Annotated in this window: 17 protein-coding genes and 1 tRNA gene; 9 read left to right on the top strand and 9 right to left on the bottom strand. The window is 65.5% G+C overall.

The genetic code is table 11. The features are described from left to right. Nucleotides 1-161 precede the first annotated feature (161 nt). A tRNA-Leu gene (locus PCA31118_RS11250) sits at nt 162-246 on the bottom strand. A gap of 92 nt (nt 247-338) precedes the next feature. Between PCA31118_RS11250 and PCA31118_RS11255 the strand changes: the two genes are divergently transcribed. The 6 genes from PCA31118_RS11255 (at nt 339) to PCA31118_RS11280 (ending at nt 5,795) form a co-directional block, all read left to right on the top strand. After that, entirely contained in the window at nt 339-548 is a 210-nt protein-coding gene (locus PCA31118_RS11255) for a hypothetical protein (protein WP_150625321.1), read from the top strand. Then, nucleotides 545-1,234, top strand: coding sequence for a chromate transporter (locus PCA31118_RS11260; protein WP_246190188.1), 690 nt, complete (start codon nt 545-547; stop codon nt 1,232-1,234). The genes PCA31118_RS11255 and PCA31118_RS11260 overlap by 4 nt, the downstream gene beginning before the upstream one ends. Next, entirely contained in the window at nt 1,231-1,755 is a 525-nt protein-coding gene (locus tag PCA31118_RS11265) for a chromate transporter (RefSeq protein ID WP_150625322.1), read from the top strand. Before PCA31118_RS11260 ends, PCA31118_RS11265 begins: the two co-directional genes overlap by 4 nt. Nucleotides 1,756-2,185: 430 nt before the next feature. Continuing rightward, nucleotides 2,186-3,490, top strand: a complete 1,305-nt coding sequence (gene egtB, locus PCA31118_RS11270) for an ergothioneine biosynthesis protein EgtB (protein WP_150625663.1) — start codon at nt 2,186-2,188, stop codon at nt 3,488-3,490. Continuing rightward, on the top strand, nt 3,490-4,482 hold the full coding sequence (gene egtD, locus PCA31118_RS11275) for an L-histidine N(alpha)-methyltransferase (protein ID WP_150625323.1): 993 nt from the start codon (nt 3,490-3,492) through the stop codon (nt 4,480-4,482). The genes egtB and egtD overlap by 1 nt, the downstream gene beginning before the upstream one ends. Before the next feature lie 485 nt (nt 4,483-4,967). After that, nucleotides 4,968-5,795, top strand: coding sequence for a DUF4088 family protein (locus PCA31118_RS11280; RefSeq protein ID WP_150625324.1), 828 nt, complete (start codon nt 4,968-4,970; stop codon nt 5,793-5,795). A gap of 2 nt (nt 5,796-5,797) precedes the next feature. Here PCA31118_RS11280 and PCA31118_RS11285 read toward each other — a convergent pair whose 3' ends face one another. From PCA31118_RS11285 to PCA31118_RS11295, 3 genes are all read right to left on the bottom strand, one after another. Then, entirely contained in the window at nt 5,798-6,691 is an 894-nt protein-coding gene (locus tag PCA31118_RS11285) for a DMT family transporter (protein WP_150625325.1), read from the bottom strand. 233 nt (nt 6,692-6,924) lie between these two features. Then, complete coding sequence (locus PCA31118_RS11290) at nt 6,925-7,926, bottom strand: hypothetical protein (protein ID WP_150625326.1); 1,002 nt, start codon at nt 7,924-7,926, stop codon at nt 6,925-6,927. 32 nt (nt 7,927-7,958) lie between these two features. After that, on the bottom strand, nt 7,959-8,156 hold the full coding sequence (locus PCA31118_RS11295) for a hypothetical protein (protein ID WP_150625327.1): 198 nt from the start codon (nt 8,154-8,156) through the stop codon (nt 7,959-7,961). 648 nt (nt 8,157-8,804) lie between these two features. Here PCA31118_RS11295 and PCA31118_RS11300 point away from each other — a divergent pair. Beyond that, nucleotides 8,805-9,281, top strand: a complete 477-nt coding sequence (locus PCA31118_RS11300; protein WP_150625328.1) for a nitrate reductase associated protein — start codon at nt 8,805-8,807, stop codon at nt 9,279-9,281. 108 nt (nt 9,282-9,389) lie between these two features. Here PCA31118_RS11300 and garD read toward each other — a convergent pair whose 3' ends face one another. Further along, nucleotides 9,390-10,997, bottom strand: coding sequence for a galactarate dehydratase (garD, locus tag PCA31118_RS11305; protein WP_425495347.1), 1,608 nt, complete (start codon nt 10,995-10,997; stop codon nt 9,390-9,392). A 398-nt stretch (nt 10,998-11,395) separates the two neighbouring features. Between garD and kdgD the strand changes: the two genes are divergently transcribed. Both kdgD and PCA31118_RS11315 read left to right on the top strand, forming a co-directional pair. Further along, nucleotides 11,396-12,307, top strand: a complete 912-nt coding sequence (kdgD, locus tag PCA31118_RS11310; protein ID WP_150625329.1) for a 5-dehydro-4-deoxyglucarate dehydratase — start codon at nt 11,396-11,398, stop codon at nt 12,305-12,307. A 9-nt stretch (nt 12,308-12,316) separates the two neighbouring features. Next, on the top strand, nt 12,317-13,891 hold the full coding sequence (locus PCA31118_RS11315) for an aldehyde dehydrogenase (NADP(+)) (RefSeq protein WP_150625330.1): 1,575 nt from the start codon (nt 12,317-12,319) through the stop codon (nt 13,889-13,891). 190 nt (nt 13,892-14,081) lie between these two features. Here the strand turns inward: PCA31118_RS11315 and PCA31118_RS11320 are convergent, their stop codons facing one another. From PCA31118_RS11320 to PCA31118_RS11335, 4 genes are all read right to left on the bottom strand, one after another. Next, nucleotides 14,082-15,086: an anti-sigma factor family protein gene (locus tag PCA31118_RS11320; RefSeq protein WP_150625331.1), complete on the bottom strand. Its 1,005-nt coding sequence runs from the start codon at nt 15,084-15,086 to the stop codon at nt 14,082-14,084. Continuing rightward, nucleotides 15,086-15,676, bottom strand: coding sequence for an RNA polymerase sigma factor (locus PCA31118_RS11325; protein ID WP_150625332.1), 591 nt, complete (start codon nt 15,674-15,676; stop codon nt 15,086-15,088). Before PCA31118_RS11325 ends, PCA31118_RS11320 begins: the two co-directional genes overlap by 1 nt. Before the next feature lie 154 nt (nt 15,677-15,830). Continuing rightward, nucleotides 15,831-16,223, bottom strand: a complete 393-nt coding sequence (locus PCA31118_RS11330; protein ID WP_150625333.1) for a COG4315 family predicted lipoprotein — start codon at nt 16,221-16,223, stop codon at nt 15,831-15,833. Between the two features lie 287 nt (nt 16,224-16,510). Continuing rightward, entirely contained in the window at nt 16,511-17,410 is a 900-nt protein-coding gene (locus PCA31118_RS11335) for an ABC transporter permease (RefSeq protein ID WP_425495348.1), read from the bottom strand. Nucleotides 17,411-17,454: the final 44 nt, after the last annotated feature.

The raw sequence follows: 17,454 nt of genomic DNA on the forward strand, positions 1-17,454 counted from the left end.
TCACTCGTACGTCCTAGCGGCGCTGTGGTTAACGACAAGAAATAGCCTTCTTAGGCTACTTTTGACTACGCCATTGAACAGCTACTGAAACGGGACATCCAACACAAACCCCTGAAATAACAGGGATTACGTGTCTGTCTTGATGTGGCTCGAAGCCTAAGTGGTACCGGGGACCGGACTTGAACCGGCAAGCCCGAAGGCGGCGGATTTTAAGTCCGCTATGTTTACCAATTTCATCACCCCGGCAAGGGCACGCATTCTAACATCCCCCACCGGGATACGTCAGTTCGGTATCATGGGAGTATGCACGCACTGTGCGCGTCAACGGAGATCGATCCATGCTGGAGAATCTCGACCGCATCGCCCTGTCGCTCGACGCCATCGAAACTGCCGCCCGTGACGTCGCCATGAATTCCCCCCAGAACGCGCAAGCTCTCTACACCGCGCTCATGGAAATCCGTAACGCCATCGCACTCGTCGCTCAGGAAGTCGTGCGCCTCGAACACGAAATCCACGGCCACTCTTCCTCCGGCAACGGACAATCGTGACACGTCCCGCCGCCGATACCGCGAGCGCCGCGAATGTCGACGCCTCCCAGGCATCCGTCACGGACCCACGCGATCCACTGATTACCTGCCTCTCCGAACCACCCACCGAACCACCGACCTGCCGCGACCTGGCGCTCGCCTTCGGCACCATCGGCGCCACCGGCTTCGGTGGCGTCTTGCCTTGGGCACGCCGCATGCTCGTCGACCAGCGTCGATGGCTCACCGATCGGGAATTTGCCGAATTGCTCCCGCTCGCACAATTGCTGCCCGGGCCGAACGTCGCCAATATCGCCACCGTGCTCGGACGCCGCTTCCGTGGCCCGCGCGGCGCCATCGCCGCCGTCGCCGGTCTCTACTTTTGCCCGACCATCGTCATCATCCTGATCGGTCTCGCGTACGTCCGGTGGGGACAGACCCCGCTCGTTCAGCATGTGCTCTCCGGCCTGATGCCCGCCGCCACCGGACTCGTCATCGCGACCTCGCTACGCTTGCTTGCCGGACTGGAACGCCATTGGACGACACTCGCCTTCGCCGGCGCGACATTCGTCGGCAGTTTCGTGCTCGGTTTGCCCTTGTTACTCGTGCTCGGCGTACTTGGCCCATGCGCAATTCTGACGGCGCACCGGCGTGCTAGGCGACATCGACGGGACGAACAAGACAACCAGGACGTGAGCGCCGCCCCATGAACACGCTCGTCGACCTCTTTGCGCACGGCACGCTCTGGTCGTTGCTCGCCGTGGGCGGCACCAATGTCACGCTCGCCGACATTCATCGCTACGCCGTCGAAACGCGCCATTGGATTACCGACGCCCAATTCGTCACGTTCTTCTCGCTGGCGCAGGCCGCCCCCGGCCCGAACGGAATGGCCGTCACCCTGATCGGCTTGCAGGCCGCAGGCTTGCCGGGCGCCCTCACCGCCACCCTCGCCAAGTGCGCGCCCAGTTCACTGCTGGCCTATCTCGTCGGCGGATGGGTCGACCGGCACGAACGCTCGCCATGGGTGCGCGCGGTACGCGCCGGCCTCGCCCCCATCACCGTCGGTCTGCTTGCCGCCAGCAGCGCCCTGATCGCGCGTGAAGTGGATGTCAATCTCGCACGCGCGCTCGTCACGCTGGTGGCCGTCGTCGTTACGCTGCGCACCCGATGGAATCCCCTGTGGCTCATTGCTGCGGGCAGTGCGCTCGGACTCACTGGCGCGTTGATGTAACCCGGCCGAAGCTCCCGGAACACCCGGCGCGCTGCTCGGCAGGCCCGGCAGCGCGGAGAAATCGATCCGCCACGTCAATCTTCGTTACGAACCGTCACATACTGGTCCCAAACTGGGGGTACATGACGCCCCTGCAACGGGTCTACAATAGGCAGCACGTTTCACAACACGGTGTGTCCCCATGACCGTCCCCTGTTGTACGTCGCAAGCCGAGGCGCCCTCAGGCACCTCCCCCAACGCCGCCCGCTCGCAAATCGCCCGCGATGGCCCGCCGAGCACTGCCCCGGTCCATGGGCAGCTCGACGGGCAGGCCGATGCGCCTGTCGTTGCCCCGGCTGCTGCCTCCGTCCTTACCCCCGCCGTTAGTCCCGCCGTTAGTCCCGACGTTAGTCCCGACGTTAATCCCGCCGTTAGTCGCGACTTCACCACATTGGTCGGCTCAGCGGCGTCCCGGCAGGTCCTGCTCCCCGATCGATTCGACGCCGTGCGTGCCGCGTCCGTGGCCTTCGCGCAAGGCCTCTCGGACGCCGACGCCACCGTGCAGTCCATGCCCGACGCGAGTCCGATCAAGTGGCATCTCGCCCACACGACCTGGTTTTTCGAGACGTTTCTGCTCGGCGAAGCCAGCACAGCCCCCGGCGCCCCGGGCAAACGCTACCGCCCTTACGACCCCCGTTTCGCCTATCTCTTCAATTCGTATTACGAGGCGGCAGGCCCGCGTCACCCACGCCCGCAACGCGGCCTGCTCACCCGCCCCACGCTTGACGAAGTGCTGGCCTACCGTCGTCATGTCGACGCCGCCATGCACGAGTACCTGTTGCATGCCGACGTGGCCCCCGAGGTCGTCGCGCTCATCACGCTGGGCCTGCATCACGAAGAGCAGCATCAGGAACTGATGCATACCGATCTGCTACATCTCTTCGCCCAAAACCCGCTGCGTCCTGCCCATCGCTCACCTCATCCAGCGCATTCACCCCACTCATCTCATTCACATCACGCCCCGCACGCCATGCTCCACGCAGCGGCCCCACTGCAATGGATCGAGCACGACGGCGGTCAATTCCGTATCGGCCATCCGGGCGACATCAGCAGCACCGGCGGGCCGTTCGCCTTCGATTGCGAGACGCCCGCGCATGACGTGCTGCTGCGTCCCTTCGCGATCGCCTCGCGCGTGGTGACGAACGCCGAGTGGCGCGCCTTCATCGAAGACGGCGGCTATCGCATGGCAGGACTCTGGCTCTCCGATGGCTGGGCGACGGTGCAACGTGAAGGCTGGGGGCATCCGCTTTACTGGGAACTGCATGACGGCGAATGGCACACGATGACGCTGGCCGGCATGCAGCCGGTCGACGACGACGCGCCCGTGCAGCACGTGAGCTATTTCGAAGCCGACGCGTTCGCCCGATGGGCAGGCAAGCGCCTGCCGACAGAACAGGAATGGGAGGTGGCCGCGCGTGCGTCCGACAACGCATCGTCGACCGGACAAGTCGCGATGGAGCAACGCTTTGGTCCGGTATGGCAATGGACCGCAAGTCCCTACGTCGCCTATCCGGGATTCAGGACGGCATCGGGGGCCGTCGGCGAGTACAACGGCAAGTTCATGTGCGGACAGTTCGTGCTGCGCGGCGGATCCATCGCCACGCCGCCCGGGCATGCGCGCACCACGTACCGTAACTTCTTCTACCCCCATCAGCGCTGGCAATTCTGCGGCCTGAGGCTCGCGGAGGATCGCTGATGTTGCAACAAGCTACCCAATCCAATCAAAGCTCGGCCTTCGTGTGTCCGTCGCTGCCGGAAGACGCTTTCGCCACCGACGTGCTGGCCGGCCTGGGCCACACCCCGAAGTCGCTGCCCAGCGTCTGGCTCTACGACCAGCGCGGCAGCGAACTCTTCGAAGACATCACGGGCCTGGACGAGTACTACCAGACACGCACCGAGACGGCCCTGCTAGGCGAATGTGCGGCGGCAATCGCCGACGTCATCGGCCCCGACGCCGTGGTCGTGGAGTTCGGGAGTGGATCGAGCCGCAAGACGCCCCTGCTGCTCGATGCGCTGGTCACACCGCGCGCCTACGTGCCCGTCGACATCGCAGACGACTTTCTCGACGATGCCGTTGCCACGCTTGCGCGTCGCTGCCCCGGCATTCCCATGCTGCCGGTACGCGCCGACTTCACCCGCCCCTTCCATCTGCCGCCGCAGTTGCAGAACACGCAGGGCCCGCGGCTGGGCTTTTTCCCCGGCTCGACGATCGGCAACTTTGCGCCCGCGCAAGCCGCCGCGTTTCTCGCCCACGTGGGGAAGATGCTCGGCCCGCGCCGCCGTATGGTGGTCGGCGTCGACGCCTGCAAGGACCCCGCCGTGCTGCTACCCGCGTACGACGACGCGCGCGGTGTAACCGCGCAGTTCGATCTGAACGTGCTCGTGCGCATCAATCGTGAACTCGACGGCGATCTGCCGCTGGACGCCTTCCGCCACGAAGCCCGCTTCAACGCGGCTGCCAGCCGCATCGAGATGCATCTGGTCGCACAGCGGCCCTTTACCGCCACGGTGCTCGGTCGACGCTTCGCATTTACCGCCGGTGAATCGATCCATACCGAGAACTCCTACAAATACGGGCAGGCCGAATTCCGCGCGCTGGCGCACTCGGCCGGCTGGGATATCGAACGCGTATGGCTGGACGCCCGCGCGCGTTTCGCCGTCTATCTTCTGCGCCCCGCTGGCGAATGATCGCGCCGGCAGGGCGTTCCCCCTCCCGGGGCCGTCTGCCGAGCCGTCCGACCTGACAAAGACCCTGACAAAGACCCTAACGAGGATGCCATCGGGTGCCCGGCGCCATCCTCGTGACGTTTGCGCTTGTCCGACGACGACATCCCCACCGACAAGGCATTGAAAGAAAAATGCGTCGCGAACGCTAAAGTTTTTACGACATTTTGCCGTTGACGCATGCAGACTCATGCTGCCCGCAACGCGAATCCCGAATTCCGTGCGGCGCAGACCATCTCACAGCGCCCGGCCACGACCGTAGCGCACCGTTTATACGTATCGCGGCACATGACTTCACGCGCAATGGGGATGCACGTGGCACGGGCCTGGGCGCCGGCGCCCGTGGTTCGATGCACTCGTTCGGACGCCACGCCGACCGACGCGACCTGGTTCGCGTCGCGCGTGCGCGTCCGTGCTCTCGTCACGTCGTTGATCGGGGGACCGCCCCGATGAGCCGCATCGCCCTCACCCTTTCCGATTCCGCGCTGGCCGATCTGCAGAAGGATTTCGACGCCTTCGTGCGCATCTCCTCCGCCGTCGACCGTCATTTCACCCCGCCGCCCTTCGACGACTTCCTTCGCGCCCGTCTGCTCGACAGCACGGTGCCGCTCACCGAGGCTGCGGTCGCCCAGTTGCTCGCGGGCGGCCACTACGCGTGGGCCAAGCGCACGTTCGACAAGCAGTTTCCGGATGTCGTCTCGATCATCCTGAATCAGGCGCGTCAGCACGGGTTCTATTTCGTCTCGCGTCCGGAATGGTCACGCGAAGACATGTCGCGTCAGGCCAGCCGGTGGGCGGAAGGCATCGTGCGCGAGGCCAAGGGCGAGGAACGCATCGTGGAGTCGCTCGCCGGGCAGATCGTGACGTCGGCGCAGGATCTGCGCACGCTGGAGGCGACCTTGCAGACACCGGCGTGGCGCACCGCTTCGGTGCTTCGCGAACGTGTGTTCGAGGCGAAGCGCGCCGTGGAGAGCGCTCGCTCGCTGCAAGCGCGGGAAAAACTCGGCGAATTACGCGCCCTGCTCGATCTGGCGGTAATCTACGGCTCGGTCGGCGCTCAGGAAGCCGAGCAGATTCTGGAGTATCTGGGCGTGCTGCGCCCCGAACTGTTCAACGACGACCCGGGACTCTTCGAGCGATTCGCCGCATGGTTGCGACGTCTGCTCACGCCGAGCGTGACGCGCCCCGCACCCGCACCCGAAGTCCAGGTGCCGACCCTCGCGACCGAAGCCACGCATCAGAGCGCCGAACCGCTGCAAACGCCCGTCGCGCGCTAGGCTCACCGATTGAAGATCAGCGCCACACCGGCGCTCGCGACCAACGCCCCCAGCCACGCCCCGGCCGCCGGTCGCTGGCGGGTGCGGATCCACAGTAGCGGTAATACCATCACGGGCGTGGTGGCCGAGAGCGTCGCGATGACCCCGGTGTTGCCATGCCCCATCCCATAGAGCAGCAGCGTCATGCCGAGCGCCACGCCCACCAGGCCGGAGACGGCCGTCAGCGCGAGCGTTCCCGGCGTGAAGGCGGAAAAGACGGCACGCCCGCGCCGCGCGGCAATGATCGTCAGTCCGAGCGCCGACACCCCCACCCGCACCGCCGACGCACCAACCGGGTCCACGCCTGCCGCCATGACCGGCTTGGCGATCAGCGTGCCGACCGAGTGACATAGCGCCGCCGTCAGTCCGATGGCAACGCCCACGCGCACGTCGCCACACACCGACTCCCAGTGGTGGGCGTCTTCACGACGCCCGCCGAACGCAATCGCCAGCGCCACGCCTGCGGTGACCAGCGCAACGCCGATGACTGCGGGCCATCCCAGGGCCTCCCCAAGCCAGACATACCCAAGCACGGCCGTCATCGGCGCATTGGTGGCAAAAACGATGGAGTTGCGTCGTGGCCCGAGACGGCCGAGCGACGTGTAGAGAATCGTGTCGCCCACGAGAATGCCGATCAACCCGGATGCCGTCAGTCGCAGCCACTGTTCGAGCGAAAACGACGGCCAGCCGCGCAGAACAGCAAGTGCGAACAGCAACATCGCGAAGACCAGCAACATCCGAGCGTAGTTGAAGGGGAACGAACCGGCCTGGCGGACAGGCGTGATGGCGATCATGCCGCTGCAGGCCCAGCAAAGGGCGGCACCGAGCGCGGCGAGGTAGGCGAGTTGGGTTGTCATGGTCAGGGGGCGGACGGCGCGAAGCCGCAACCGCCCCCGCCGTTGGGACGCCATTATACGAGTGACATGCCCCATTCGGGGGCATCGGGCCAGCATAAAGAAGGCATGACGCGTACGCGCGCGTGCCCCGCCGCGTGGTCCCGACGCCGCGCCGTTCAGCGCATGGCGGCGCCAGCTTCAGAACGCTTGAGTCGGAGCGCTTGAGTCAGAGCGCTTGGGTCAGAGCGCTTGAGTCAGAGCGCCTCGTCCAGCCGGTACAACGCGTCGAACATCACACGATAGGCTGCTGCGACACCGTAGGCCCCGCGCAGCATGCGCAACCGCGACGACACGTCCGGCTCTCCCGCGTCCTCCACCCACTGCGACAGCAACGCCGTGCCGCCGCAAACACTCGCATCGTGCCGCGCATGCGCACATACGGCCGCAAAGCCATCTGCCGCGGACGGATAGCGCTGCGCGAGCGCGTCGAACTGCGCCTCGATCTCGCTCGCCGCGCGCACCGCCGCCGGCGCCTGACACAGCGCGCAACAGCCCACGTAGGCGGGCATGTCGCTCGCCGCGCCGATGATGAAGTCGATGAGGGCGTGCGTCGCATCGAACGCGCCGCTGTCGAGAAACGTGCGCGCCGCGGGTCCACACCGCAACAGCCCCGCAGCGAGCATCGTCGATTGCCCGCGTTGCTCGCGATACTGACGCAGCAACAGGGGCCGCAGGGCGGCATCGGTGCAACGCTCGACGGCGATGCGATTGTGCACATCCGCGCCCGCCGCGCGATGGTAAAGCTGCGCGAGAAATGCCAGCACCTGGATGTCGCTGGATTCGCCGGCGAGAAAACGCGCCCAGAACGGCGCCGCGAAGATACCCCGCACCCAGTCGTCGCAAATACGGCCGAACGCGGGCACGACGTCGTACCGGGTCGCCGGCAGCACATGCACCAGCGCCTCGTCGACGAGCGTCGCCAGCCATGTACCGGGCACCGGTGCTTGCGCGAGCAGCATGCCTTGCCGCAGGCGTTCGAGCCACACGCGGGTGTCGGCAGGCGCACCGTGCAACGTGCAAGATACTTCGTGCGACGACACCGTCACGGCGTCCGCCGCACAGGTCCATTGCGCATGCGGGGACGCCATCACCCAGACCGCGTTTCCGGACGCCTCATGCAACGACGAGGAAGACGAGGGCGGCGCAGCGTGCGTTGCCGCATTGGGGGCGCCGCTCGTCGCGAACGCTGCGGACACTGAGGACTCCGAGGACACCACTGATGTCGCGCTCATCGGACGATGCCGCCAAGCACGGTCAGACCGTCAGGCGACACACGACGCACCACCTCGGCACGCAGCGCGACGCCTGCCTGCGCATCCATCCCCGGCGGTTGGGCCGCCTCGCTCACTGCGCCGCGCCGACCGGCACGCGCCTTTGCGCGCCCGTCCCCGGACCGGCTCGACGTCTGCCCGATGTCCGGCGTCACCGAGGATGACGCCGGACCACTAGGGGGCGTCCCCCTCGACGATCGTGAGGATTGGGGTGATGTCGGAGATTCGATCACGACGGGAAGAAAAGGAAAAGGCATGGACGGCGCGTTGGACGAATGAGACGGCATGTCGGCTCCTGTCAGCGGTGGATAGGCTGGGCAATGACTCGGGTGGCGCTGCCGCCCGGTAGGACAACCGTCGGCGCGCGAAGACGAGCCATGCATCGAGTGCAGAAGACGTGGAAGACGGCAGCGCTACCGGCGGGGCGGAACGACTACCTTAGGAAATCCCGGCAGCCTGCGGAAGAGGACGAAACTCTAGGACTTTTCACATGAGATTGAATGTGAACCGTCCGAAATTCCCGCTCAGGGGCGAGCCGTCGGCCTTTCCGCGCCGCCATACGCCGCGAAAATAGGACGTTTTCCCAAGCGATATTCACGTGAATTTTGAGAAATTTCCCAAGAACGAACGGCGATTTTGAAAAGACACACAGCCAATGCCAGCAAAGGTGACGTGCGCCCCGCCGACACGACGGCGTCGCGTCGACATGCCGCAGCTTGGCATGCGCGGGAACCGGCATCGCACGAGTACAATCGATCGCACGCCACACATCGCTATAGGTCGCCACACAAGGAGTGACAGCCATGCACCTTTACCAGCGTCTGCCGATCTTTGTTTTCGAGATCGAAGCCTGCGAAAACCTGAAGTACATCACGATGGCCATTCGCTTCAATCTGGATCGCAACGGCCAGCATCTGTCATTGGCGGACTGGCAGCGCCTGCCGCAAGAGGCGCGTGAGACGCTTGCGTCGTGTGTGCCGGGAGATGAGGACTTCGCCGCGCGTCTCGAAGAAATCGCACGCACGCACCTGGGGCAGGACGTCGAGCGCAGTGTCGACGCGGCATCCACGGCTTGGCAGGACGTGAATGCGCTGCCGCCGGGCCTGCTCAGGCAGTGTGAACTGGCCGATTTGCTGCCGCCGGACGTTCTCGACTGGGGCACCCTCACGCCGTTTCGTCGCTACGTGCTGACGAAGCTGTCGCGCCGCGATACGCTCAATCATTGCTTTGTCCCCGCCATGCTCGAATTCGGACTCGCGCAAACGCAAGCCGAACTCTAGGCAATGCGACGGGTCGGCCATCCCTCGCGTGACAGGCATGGCCGACAATCCGGCGTAGTGAGGCTACCGGGCTCTCGAACTACCGGACCTACCGAATCCATCGGGCCGTCAGGTCACCGGCGCCGGGTTGAACAGCGTGAGCGCGTTGTGCAGCCCCCAACGCTCGGCCCATGTCTTTTCCCCGCTCGCGACGGCGAGCATGAGGTGGAACAACTGCCAGCCCACGTCCTCGATGGTGGCCTCTCCCGTCGCGATACGTCCCGCATCCACATCCATCAGATCGTGCCACCGGCGCGCCAGATCCGAGCGTGTCGCCACCTTGATCACGGGGACTTCCGCGAGGCCGTAAGGCGTGCCGCGCCCCGTGGTGAACACATGCAGGTTGATCCCGGCCGCCAACTGCAACGTGCCGCAGATGAAATCGCTGGCCGGTGTCGCCGCGTAGATCAGTCCGCGCTGGCGCGCCCGATCCAGTTTCGCGCCGGGCGAGACCACGCCGTGAATCGGGCCGCTTCCCGACTTCACGATCGACCCCATGGCTTTCTCGACGATGTTCGACAGGCCGCCGCGCTTGTTGCCGGGCGTCGTGTTGGCGCTGCGATCGACGCGACCGCGCTCCAGATAGGCGTCGTACCAGGCCATTTCGCGAATCATCGCTTCGGCCACTTCCGGCGTGGCCGCGCGTGAGGTGAGCTGATCGATGCCGTCGCGCACCTCGGTGACTTCGGAGAACAGCACGGTCGCGCCTGCACGCACGAGCAAGTCCGTTGCGAATCCCACGGCGGGATTGGCCGTGACACCGGAGAAGGCATCGCTGCCGCCGCACTGCACACCCACGATCAGCTCGGACGCAGGCACCGTCTCGCGCTTTCGTGCATTCAATCGTTCGAGATGCGTGCGCGCCGTCGTCAGAATCGAATCGATCATCGACAGAAATCCGACGTGCCCTTCGTCCTGCAAGCAGACGGTATCGGGCTTGCCGTCCGGCCCGGCGCTGCCGATGGGAATGCTGCCAGCCGGCAGCAGACGCTCGGGCTGCAACTTCTCGCATCCGAGACTCACCACCATGACCTCGCCGCCGAAGTTGGGATTCGTGGCGATGTTACGCAGCGTGCGGATAGGCACGATGGCGTCGGGGGCGTCGATGGCCACACCGCAGCCGTACGTATGCTCAAGTGCGACGACGTCGTCGACATTGGGGTACTGCGCCAGCAACGTCTCCTTGATCCGCTTGACGGCGAACTCGACCACGCCCGCCACGCATTGAACCGTCGTGGTAATCGCCAGAATATTGCGCGTGCCGACGGAGCCGTCCGCATTGCGATACCCCTGAAACGTAAAGCCATCGAGCGGCGGCAGGTCAGTGGGCACCCGCGTGCTGATCGGCAGATGATCGAGCGACGGTGCACCCGGCATGGCCAGGTTGCGCTCGTTGACCCAGCTTCCGGCCGGTAACGGCTGCGCCGCATAGCCGATCACCACGCCGTAGCGAATGACAGCCGCCCCTTCGGCCAGATCCGTCAGAGCGACCTTGTGGCCTTGCGGCACGGCGTCGACGAGCGTGAGCCCGTCGGCAAAGCGGCTGCCCGCAGGCAAGCCACCGTCGTTGACCACGATGGCGACGTTGTCCTGCGGCTGCATCCTGATGTAGCGCGGCGCATTCTTCGCATCCTTCGCGTCTTTCGCCACATCCCCCATGTCTTTCGTCGTTGCCATCTTGCTCGCTCCCTCCCCCTGATCTCGCCGTGCGATCGAAGACGCCGTATGCATTCGCCGATGCCTGCGGGCTGTCGTGCCGATCCGACACAGCACAAATTCCAACGGCCGTCGTTGATGTACGCTCAACCACCCGTCACTTATGCGTCATCATACATCTAGACGCGTCATTCTGCGCGGCCTGCCAGGCCTTCAAAGGAATCAGGAAAAACCCTTCCCGAACCTTTTAACGTATCTTACCAGCGCTTTTGCGGGTTTATCCCACTGCCTTTCGCGCGGCCAGCCTCTTGTTCGACCTCAACACATGTTATACGATGACATATAACTCAGCGCCGAGCGCTGGTTGAGCGCCTCTTTATTCATCGAATCCGGCCCCACAGCCGACAGGAACTCTTGAAATGACTGCACCTCAGGAACTCAAGCAAATCGTCTCGGACGGCTTGTTGTCTTTCCCCGTGACCGACTTCGACGCAAACGGCGACTTCAACGCGCGCAGCTATGCCGCGCGTCTCGAGTGGCTCGCCCCGTTCGGCGCAACGGCGCTCTTCGCGGCGGGCGGCACCGGCGAGTTCTTCTCGCTCACGCCTCAGGACTACAGCGCCGTGATCAAGACGGCCGTCGACACGTGCGCCGGCAAGGTACCGATCCTGGCCGGCGCTGGCGGCCCGACCCGTCTGGCCATCGACTATGCGCGCGAAGCCGAGCGGCTCGGCGCCAAGGGCGTGCTACTCATGCCCCACTACCTGACCGAAGCCAGCCTCGACGGCATTGCCGCGCACGTCGAACAGGTCTGCAAGGCCGTCAACATCGGCGTGATCGTGTACAACCGCGCGAATTCGAAGCTCGGCGCCGACCAGTTGGAGCGTCTTGCGGAAAAATGCCCCAACCTGATCGGCTTCAAGGACGGCGTGGGCGACATCGAGCGCATGGTGCAGATTCGCCGCCGTATGGGCGATCGCTTCTCGTATCTGGGCGGTTTGCCAACGGCTGAAGTCTACGCCGCGGCTTATCGCGCGCTGGGCGTGCCGGTGTATTCGTCAGCCGTGTTCAACTTCATTCCGAAAACGGCCATGAAGTTCTATCACGCGGTATGCAATAACGATCAGGAGACGATGGGGCATCTGCTCGACACGTTCTTCCTGCCATATCTCGAAATCCGCAACCGCCGCGCCGGATACGCCGTGAGCATCGTCAAGGCCGGTGCGAAGCTGGTCGGCCACGACGCCGGTCCGGTGCGCGCGCCGCTGACCGACCTGCTGCCGGACGAACTCGCCGCGCTCGATGCCCTCATCAAGACAGTCGAAGGCTGAGGAGCCCCCATGCAGATTACCGGTGAGATGTTGATCGGCCGCGCCGACGTGCGCGGCAGCGCGGGCACACTCGAAGCGTTTGACCCGTCGCGCGGCGAGCGTCTGACGCCGCCGTTCGGCGCGGGGACCGTGCAGGACGTGGCTCGGGCGTGCGAGCTGGCGCGCGATGCTTTCGATGCGTTCCGTTCGCTGCCGCTCGCCAGACGCGCCGAATTTCTGGAAGCCGTCGCTCAGGCGATTCTCGATCTCGGCGACGCGCTCATCGAACGGGCGCACGCGGAGACGGGCCTGCCCGTAGCCCGCCTGCAAGGCGAGCGCGGGCGCACCGTCGGCCAGTTGCGGATGTTCGCCCGTGTGGTGCGCGACGGTCATTTCCTCGACGCCACCATCGACCCGGCGCAACCGGCACGCGAACCGATGCCGCGCAGCGACCTGCGTCTGGCGAAGATCGGCCTCGGTCCCGTGGCCGTGTTCGGCGCAAGCAACTTCCCGCTGGCATTTTCGGTGGCAGGCGGCGACACTGCCTCGGCATTCGCGGCAGGCTGTCCGGTGATCGTCAAGGCCCACTCGGCGCACCTCGGCACGTCGGAGTTGGTCGCTCGCGCCGTTCGCTCGGCGGTGCAGAAACTCGGTCTGCCCGAAGGCGTGTTCTCGCTGCTCGTCGGCGAGCGTGCCGTGGGGGAGGCACTGGTGGCGCATCCCGCGATCGCTGCGGTCGGCTTCACCGGTTCCCGCACTGGCGGCCTTGCACTGCAACGCATTGCACAGTCGCGCGCCGTGCCGATTCCCGTCTATGCCGAGATGAGCAGTATCAACCCGGTGTATCTGCTGCCCGAGGCGCTGGCCGCGCGCGGCGACGCCATCGCGAGAGGTTTCGTCGAATCGCTGACCATGGGCGTCGGTCAGTTCTGCACGAATCCCGGCTTGGTACTGGGTATCGCGGGCGACGCCCTCGAACGCTTCTGTAACAGCGCTGCCGAGGCACTCGCGGCGAAGTCCGCAGGCACCATGCTCACACCCGGCATCCAGCAGGCGTACGAACGCGGTGTCGCGCGCCTGAGCGACGAAGCGAACGTAACCCTCGTTGCGCGCGGTCAGTCGGGGGGTGCGTGCCAGGGGCAGGCGGCATTGTTCCGTACGACGGCGGCGCAGTTCCTCGCGACACCGGCGCTGCATGACGAGATGTTCGGTCCGGCATCGGTCGTGATCGCGTGCGATACGGTCGACGAGATGATCGCCATCACCGAACGTCTGGAAGGCCAACTCACGGCAACACTGCAACTGGACGCCGGCGACACGGCACCGGCGCGTCGTTTGCTGCCGAGTCTCGAACGGCGTGCGGGCCGCATTCTCGCCAATGGGTTCCCGACCGGCGTCGAGGTGTGTCACGCCATGGTGCATGGGGGTCCGTTCCCCGCCACGTCGAACGCCATGTTCACGTCGGTCGGTGCATCGGCCATCGATCGCTTCCTACGCCCGGTTTGCTACCAGGACCTGCCCGATGCGCTTCTGCCCGAAGCGTTGCAAGAAGGCAATCCGCTTGGCCTGTGGCGGCTTCGCGACGGCGCGCTCGTTCAGCGATAAGGGCTACGTCAACCGTTTCGACCTGCCCTGCGATAGCGAACGCCGCGCGGCACGCCTGACGCAATGACGAACGCCCTCGATCTCGAGGGCGTTCGTTTTCGATACGCAACGGTGGCGAAGGAACCGCAGTCATGCGGCGTGCCTATGAAGTCCGCTCATGAAGCACGCTCATGAAGCACGCTTAGCACGTTCATGAAGCGCCATAAAGCGGCGCAATCTCCGTTTTCACCGACATGCTGTACAGCGGCGTGACAGTCCCTGCCGCGAGCACTCTCGCGACCGCCTTGAGGTCGGTCGAGCCGGGTGCGCCGATGAGCGCATAGCCGATCTCGCCCTTACGCCACGTCACCACGCCCATGGTGTCGACCTGCTGTTCGGCAATCCCCTGATCGGGGCGCGCATCGTGCACCACGCACAGCGCCACAGGATCGCCCTTCGCCGGGAGATACACCATCTGCACCAACGTGCGGTCCTTCCAGCGCAGACGCTGCACCCGCTTGAAGGTAAGCCCCTGTGCGCGCAAATCCGGCACGCTGATGTCGAGCTTGTCGTTCTGGCGAATATCGCTGACGGTGCGCTCGGTGTCGCTGTCGTCCACGTGAATCGAGGCAACCGTGTCTCGTGCGTACAGCTGCTGATACTCGGCAGCCGCACGCACCCATGTCCGGGCCGGTGCCTGCCCGGCGGGCACCGAAGCGCTCATGAAGCCGCCGGCGGACCGGTTCAGCACGCCCGAGAGCAACGGCAAGGTCACGGCCGTGGCCGCCACACCGGCCGCGAAAGCCGCCGCGAGCCACCACGGCCGCACACGAGCGCCCGCCGGGGCGTCGTTGGCGGCCAGCGCCTTGTGCGGCTCGCCCACGCGAACGGGCATGGCGGCGTCCGCGGGTTTGACTGCGACCGGCTCAGGCGCGTCCTGCATCACTGGCATTGGTGGCATCGGCGGCACCTGCGACACCTCACGCTGCGCGTGCGCGCGCAGCAGCGCGTCGAGACTCGCCGTCAGACGTTCCGGCACCGGCGGGAGGACTTGTGCGGCAAACGTCTCGCGATACGGCAGACGTGAGGCCCGCAACGACTCGAGCACATCGGCCAGCTCGGGCGACGCGGCGATGGCCGCTTCCACTTCCGCACGCTGCGCAGCGGGGAGCGTGCCGTCGACGTAGGCGAGCAGGCGGATATCGTCTTCGTTCATCACGCGTCCTCCTCACGTGCGCCAACGGCGGGACCGGCCCGATGCTCGCGCGCCGGGCGGTCTGCGAGGCGGGGTTGCGCCTGCGGGTTCCGAAACTGGTCGCCGACGGTTCGGCGCGCGCGCGACAGGCGGCTCATCACCGTACCGATCGGCACGTCGAGCACGTCGGCAGCCTCCTGATAACTCATTCCTTCCACGGCCACCAGCAGCAGCACGAGCCGTTGCGCCTCGGGCAGACGGTCGACGGCGCCGAAAACCTGGCGATAGCTGGCGAGGTCTTCGGGCGAGGACGCCTGAAGATCCGGCACCGCCTCGATGTCCGCCTCGTCCCACGCGAGACTTCCGCGCGAGCGCACGCGACGCGCGCGGATCTCGTTGATCCACGTCGTATGCACGATGCTGAACATCCAGCTCAGGGCCGACGTCCCCGGCTGCCACTGATGCACTCGCTCCAGCGCATGCACACAGGCGCGCTGCACGAGATCCTCGGCGTCATGGCGATCGCCTGCCACGCGCAACGCGAACGCCCAAAGGCGCGGTAGCAAGCCCGGGAGCAAGCTGGTTAAGTCCTGACCGTCCTGACCGATCATCGGCGAATTTCCTGGCGGAGGCTGCCTGGCGGCAAACCATTCCGAAGCATCGCCGACGACTGCCGCCGGCGCTTGCCGCGAAATTATACTGAGCCGGCGCGACTTTGGTCGCGCCGTCCCGTCAGGACGATTCCATTGCACCGTTCACGCGCGCTCAGGGTTTGACGACGTGCCACACGTCCTTGACACCGTCGCCCTTCTTGTCGCCGGCGGCGGCATCCTTGACGAACAGGTACAGCGGCTTGCCCTTGTAGGCCCACTGCTTCATGCCGTCGTTGCGCGTCACGATGGAGTAGTTGCCTTCGGCCTTGGCGCCGGCGTCGGCCATGACCGGCGGCCAGGCGGCGGCACACTGGTCGTTGCAGGCGCTCTTGCCGCTGTTGGCCACGTCGTTGTCGAACGTGTAGACGGTACGGCCCTGCGCGTCGACCAGCACGCCATCGGCGGTCTTGAGCGGCACTTCCGCGTGGGCTGCGGCCGCGGAGAACAACCCGGCGGCAGCCGCGAGACTGATGAGCACTGCGGACATCGATTGATGTTGTTTCATGACTTGGGCTCCTGAGTGAAATGTCGTTGTCGACACTCTCTGAACGTCTGGCGCCGACACCTTATTCCACACCCAATCATCGAAATTTTGTGCTGCGGCGCAGCACGCCCGACCCCTACGGCTTTCCTGCCGCGTTCCGGTCACGTCCCTGTCACTTGCGTGGCGCGCACAAAAACGACGCTGGCGCCGTTCCCTCCGGCGCCAGCCATGTGCTTCATTACGTCGACTTGCGGTCCACTCGCGGTCCACTTGCGATCCGCTTGTCCAAGGCCGACTACTCGCGCCGGCTAGTCCCCTTTCGGCGCCTCTTTCACGCGGCTGACCAACTGCGTCGGGCTCACGAACTGGAGGGCGATGAGCACCCACAGCAGCGTGATCGCCATGTAGATCATGGCCATCGCGTCGATGGACTGTGGCGCCCGCACCCCGGTCGAGAACACGGCGTAATACAACGCGACCACCAGCGTCTGCGTGTCCGGTCCCGCGGTGAAGAACGTCAGTTCGAACATGCCGATCGTGCGCACCAGCACGAGCAGCCCCGCCGCGAGAATGCCCGGCACCAGCAACGGCAGCAACACGTGACGGAAATACTTGAACGTGTTGGCCCCGAAGATGCGCGCGGCCGATTCGAGATTCGGGTCGATCTGCTCGATGAACGGCGTCATCACCAGAATCACGAAGGGCAGCGACGGCACGAGGTTCGCGAGAATCACGCCCGTGAGCGTGCCGCCCAGCCCGACCTTGTAGAGCACGGTCGCCATCGGAATGCCGTACGTCACCGGCGGCACCATCAACGGCAGCAGGAACACCAGCATGGCCAGCTTCTTGCCGGGGAACTGCGCTCGCGCCAGCGCATAGGCGGCGGGCACCCCGAGCGCAATCGACAGCAGCACGACAGCTCCCACGACCTCGACAGTCACCCACAGCACGTCGGCGAGCTGAAAGTCGCGCCACGCCTGCGCATACCAATGCAGCGTGAAGCCCTCTGGCAGCGGTGTGCCGAACCATCGGGTGGCGAACGAATTCATCGTGACGGTGGCGATCATCAACGCCACGTTCACGAGGAAGAAGATCATCGCGCCCCACACCAGCACGCGCCACAGGCGAGACCCGGGGCCTTCGCGACGCATTTTCCGTCGTGCTTCGGGTGCCGCCGCCGACTGACGTTGCGACGCCTGTGTTGCCATGAAATCTCCGTTATGCGCGGCCATCGCTGCGGCTGGCGCCGATG

Origin of the sequence: Pandoraea captiosa (assembly GCF_902459775.1) — a bacterium.
GTDB lineage: Bacteria > Pseudomonadota > Gammaproteobacteria > Burkholderiales > Burkholderiaceae > Pandoraea > Pandoraea captiosa.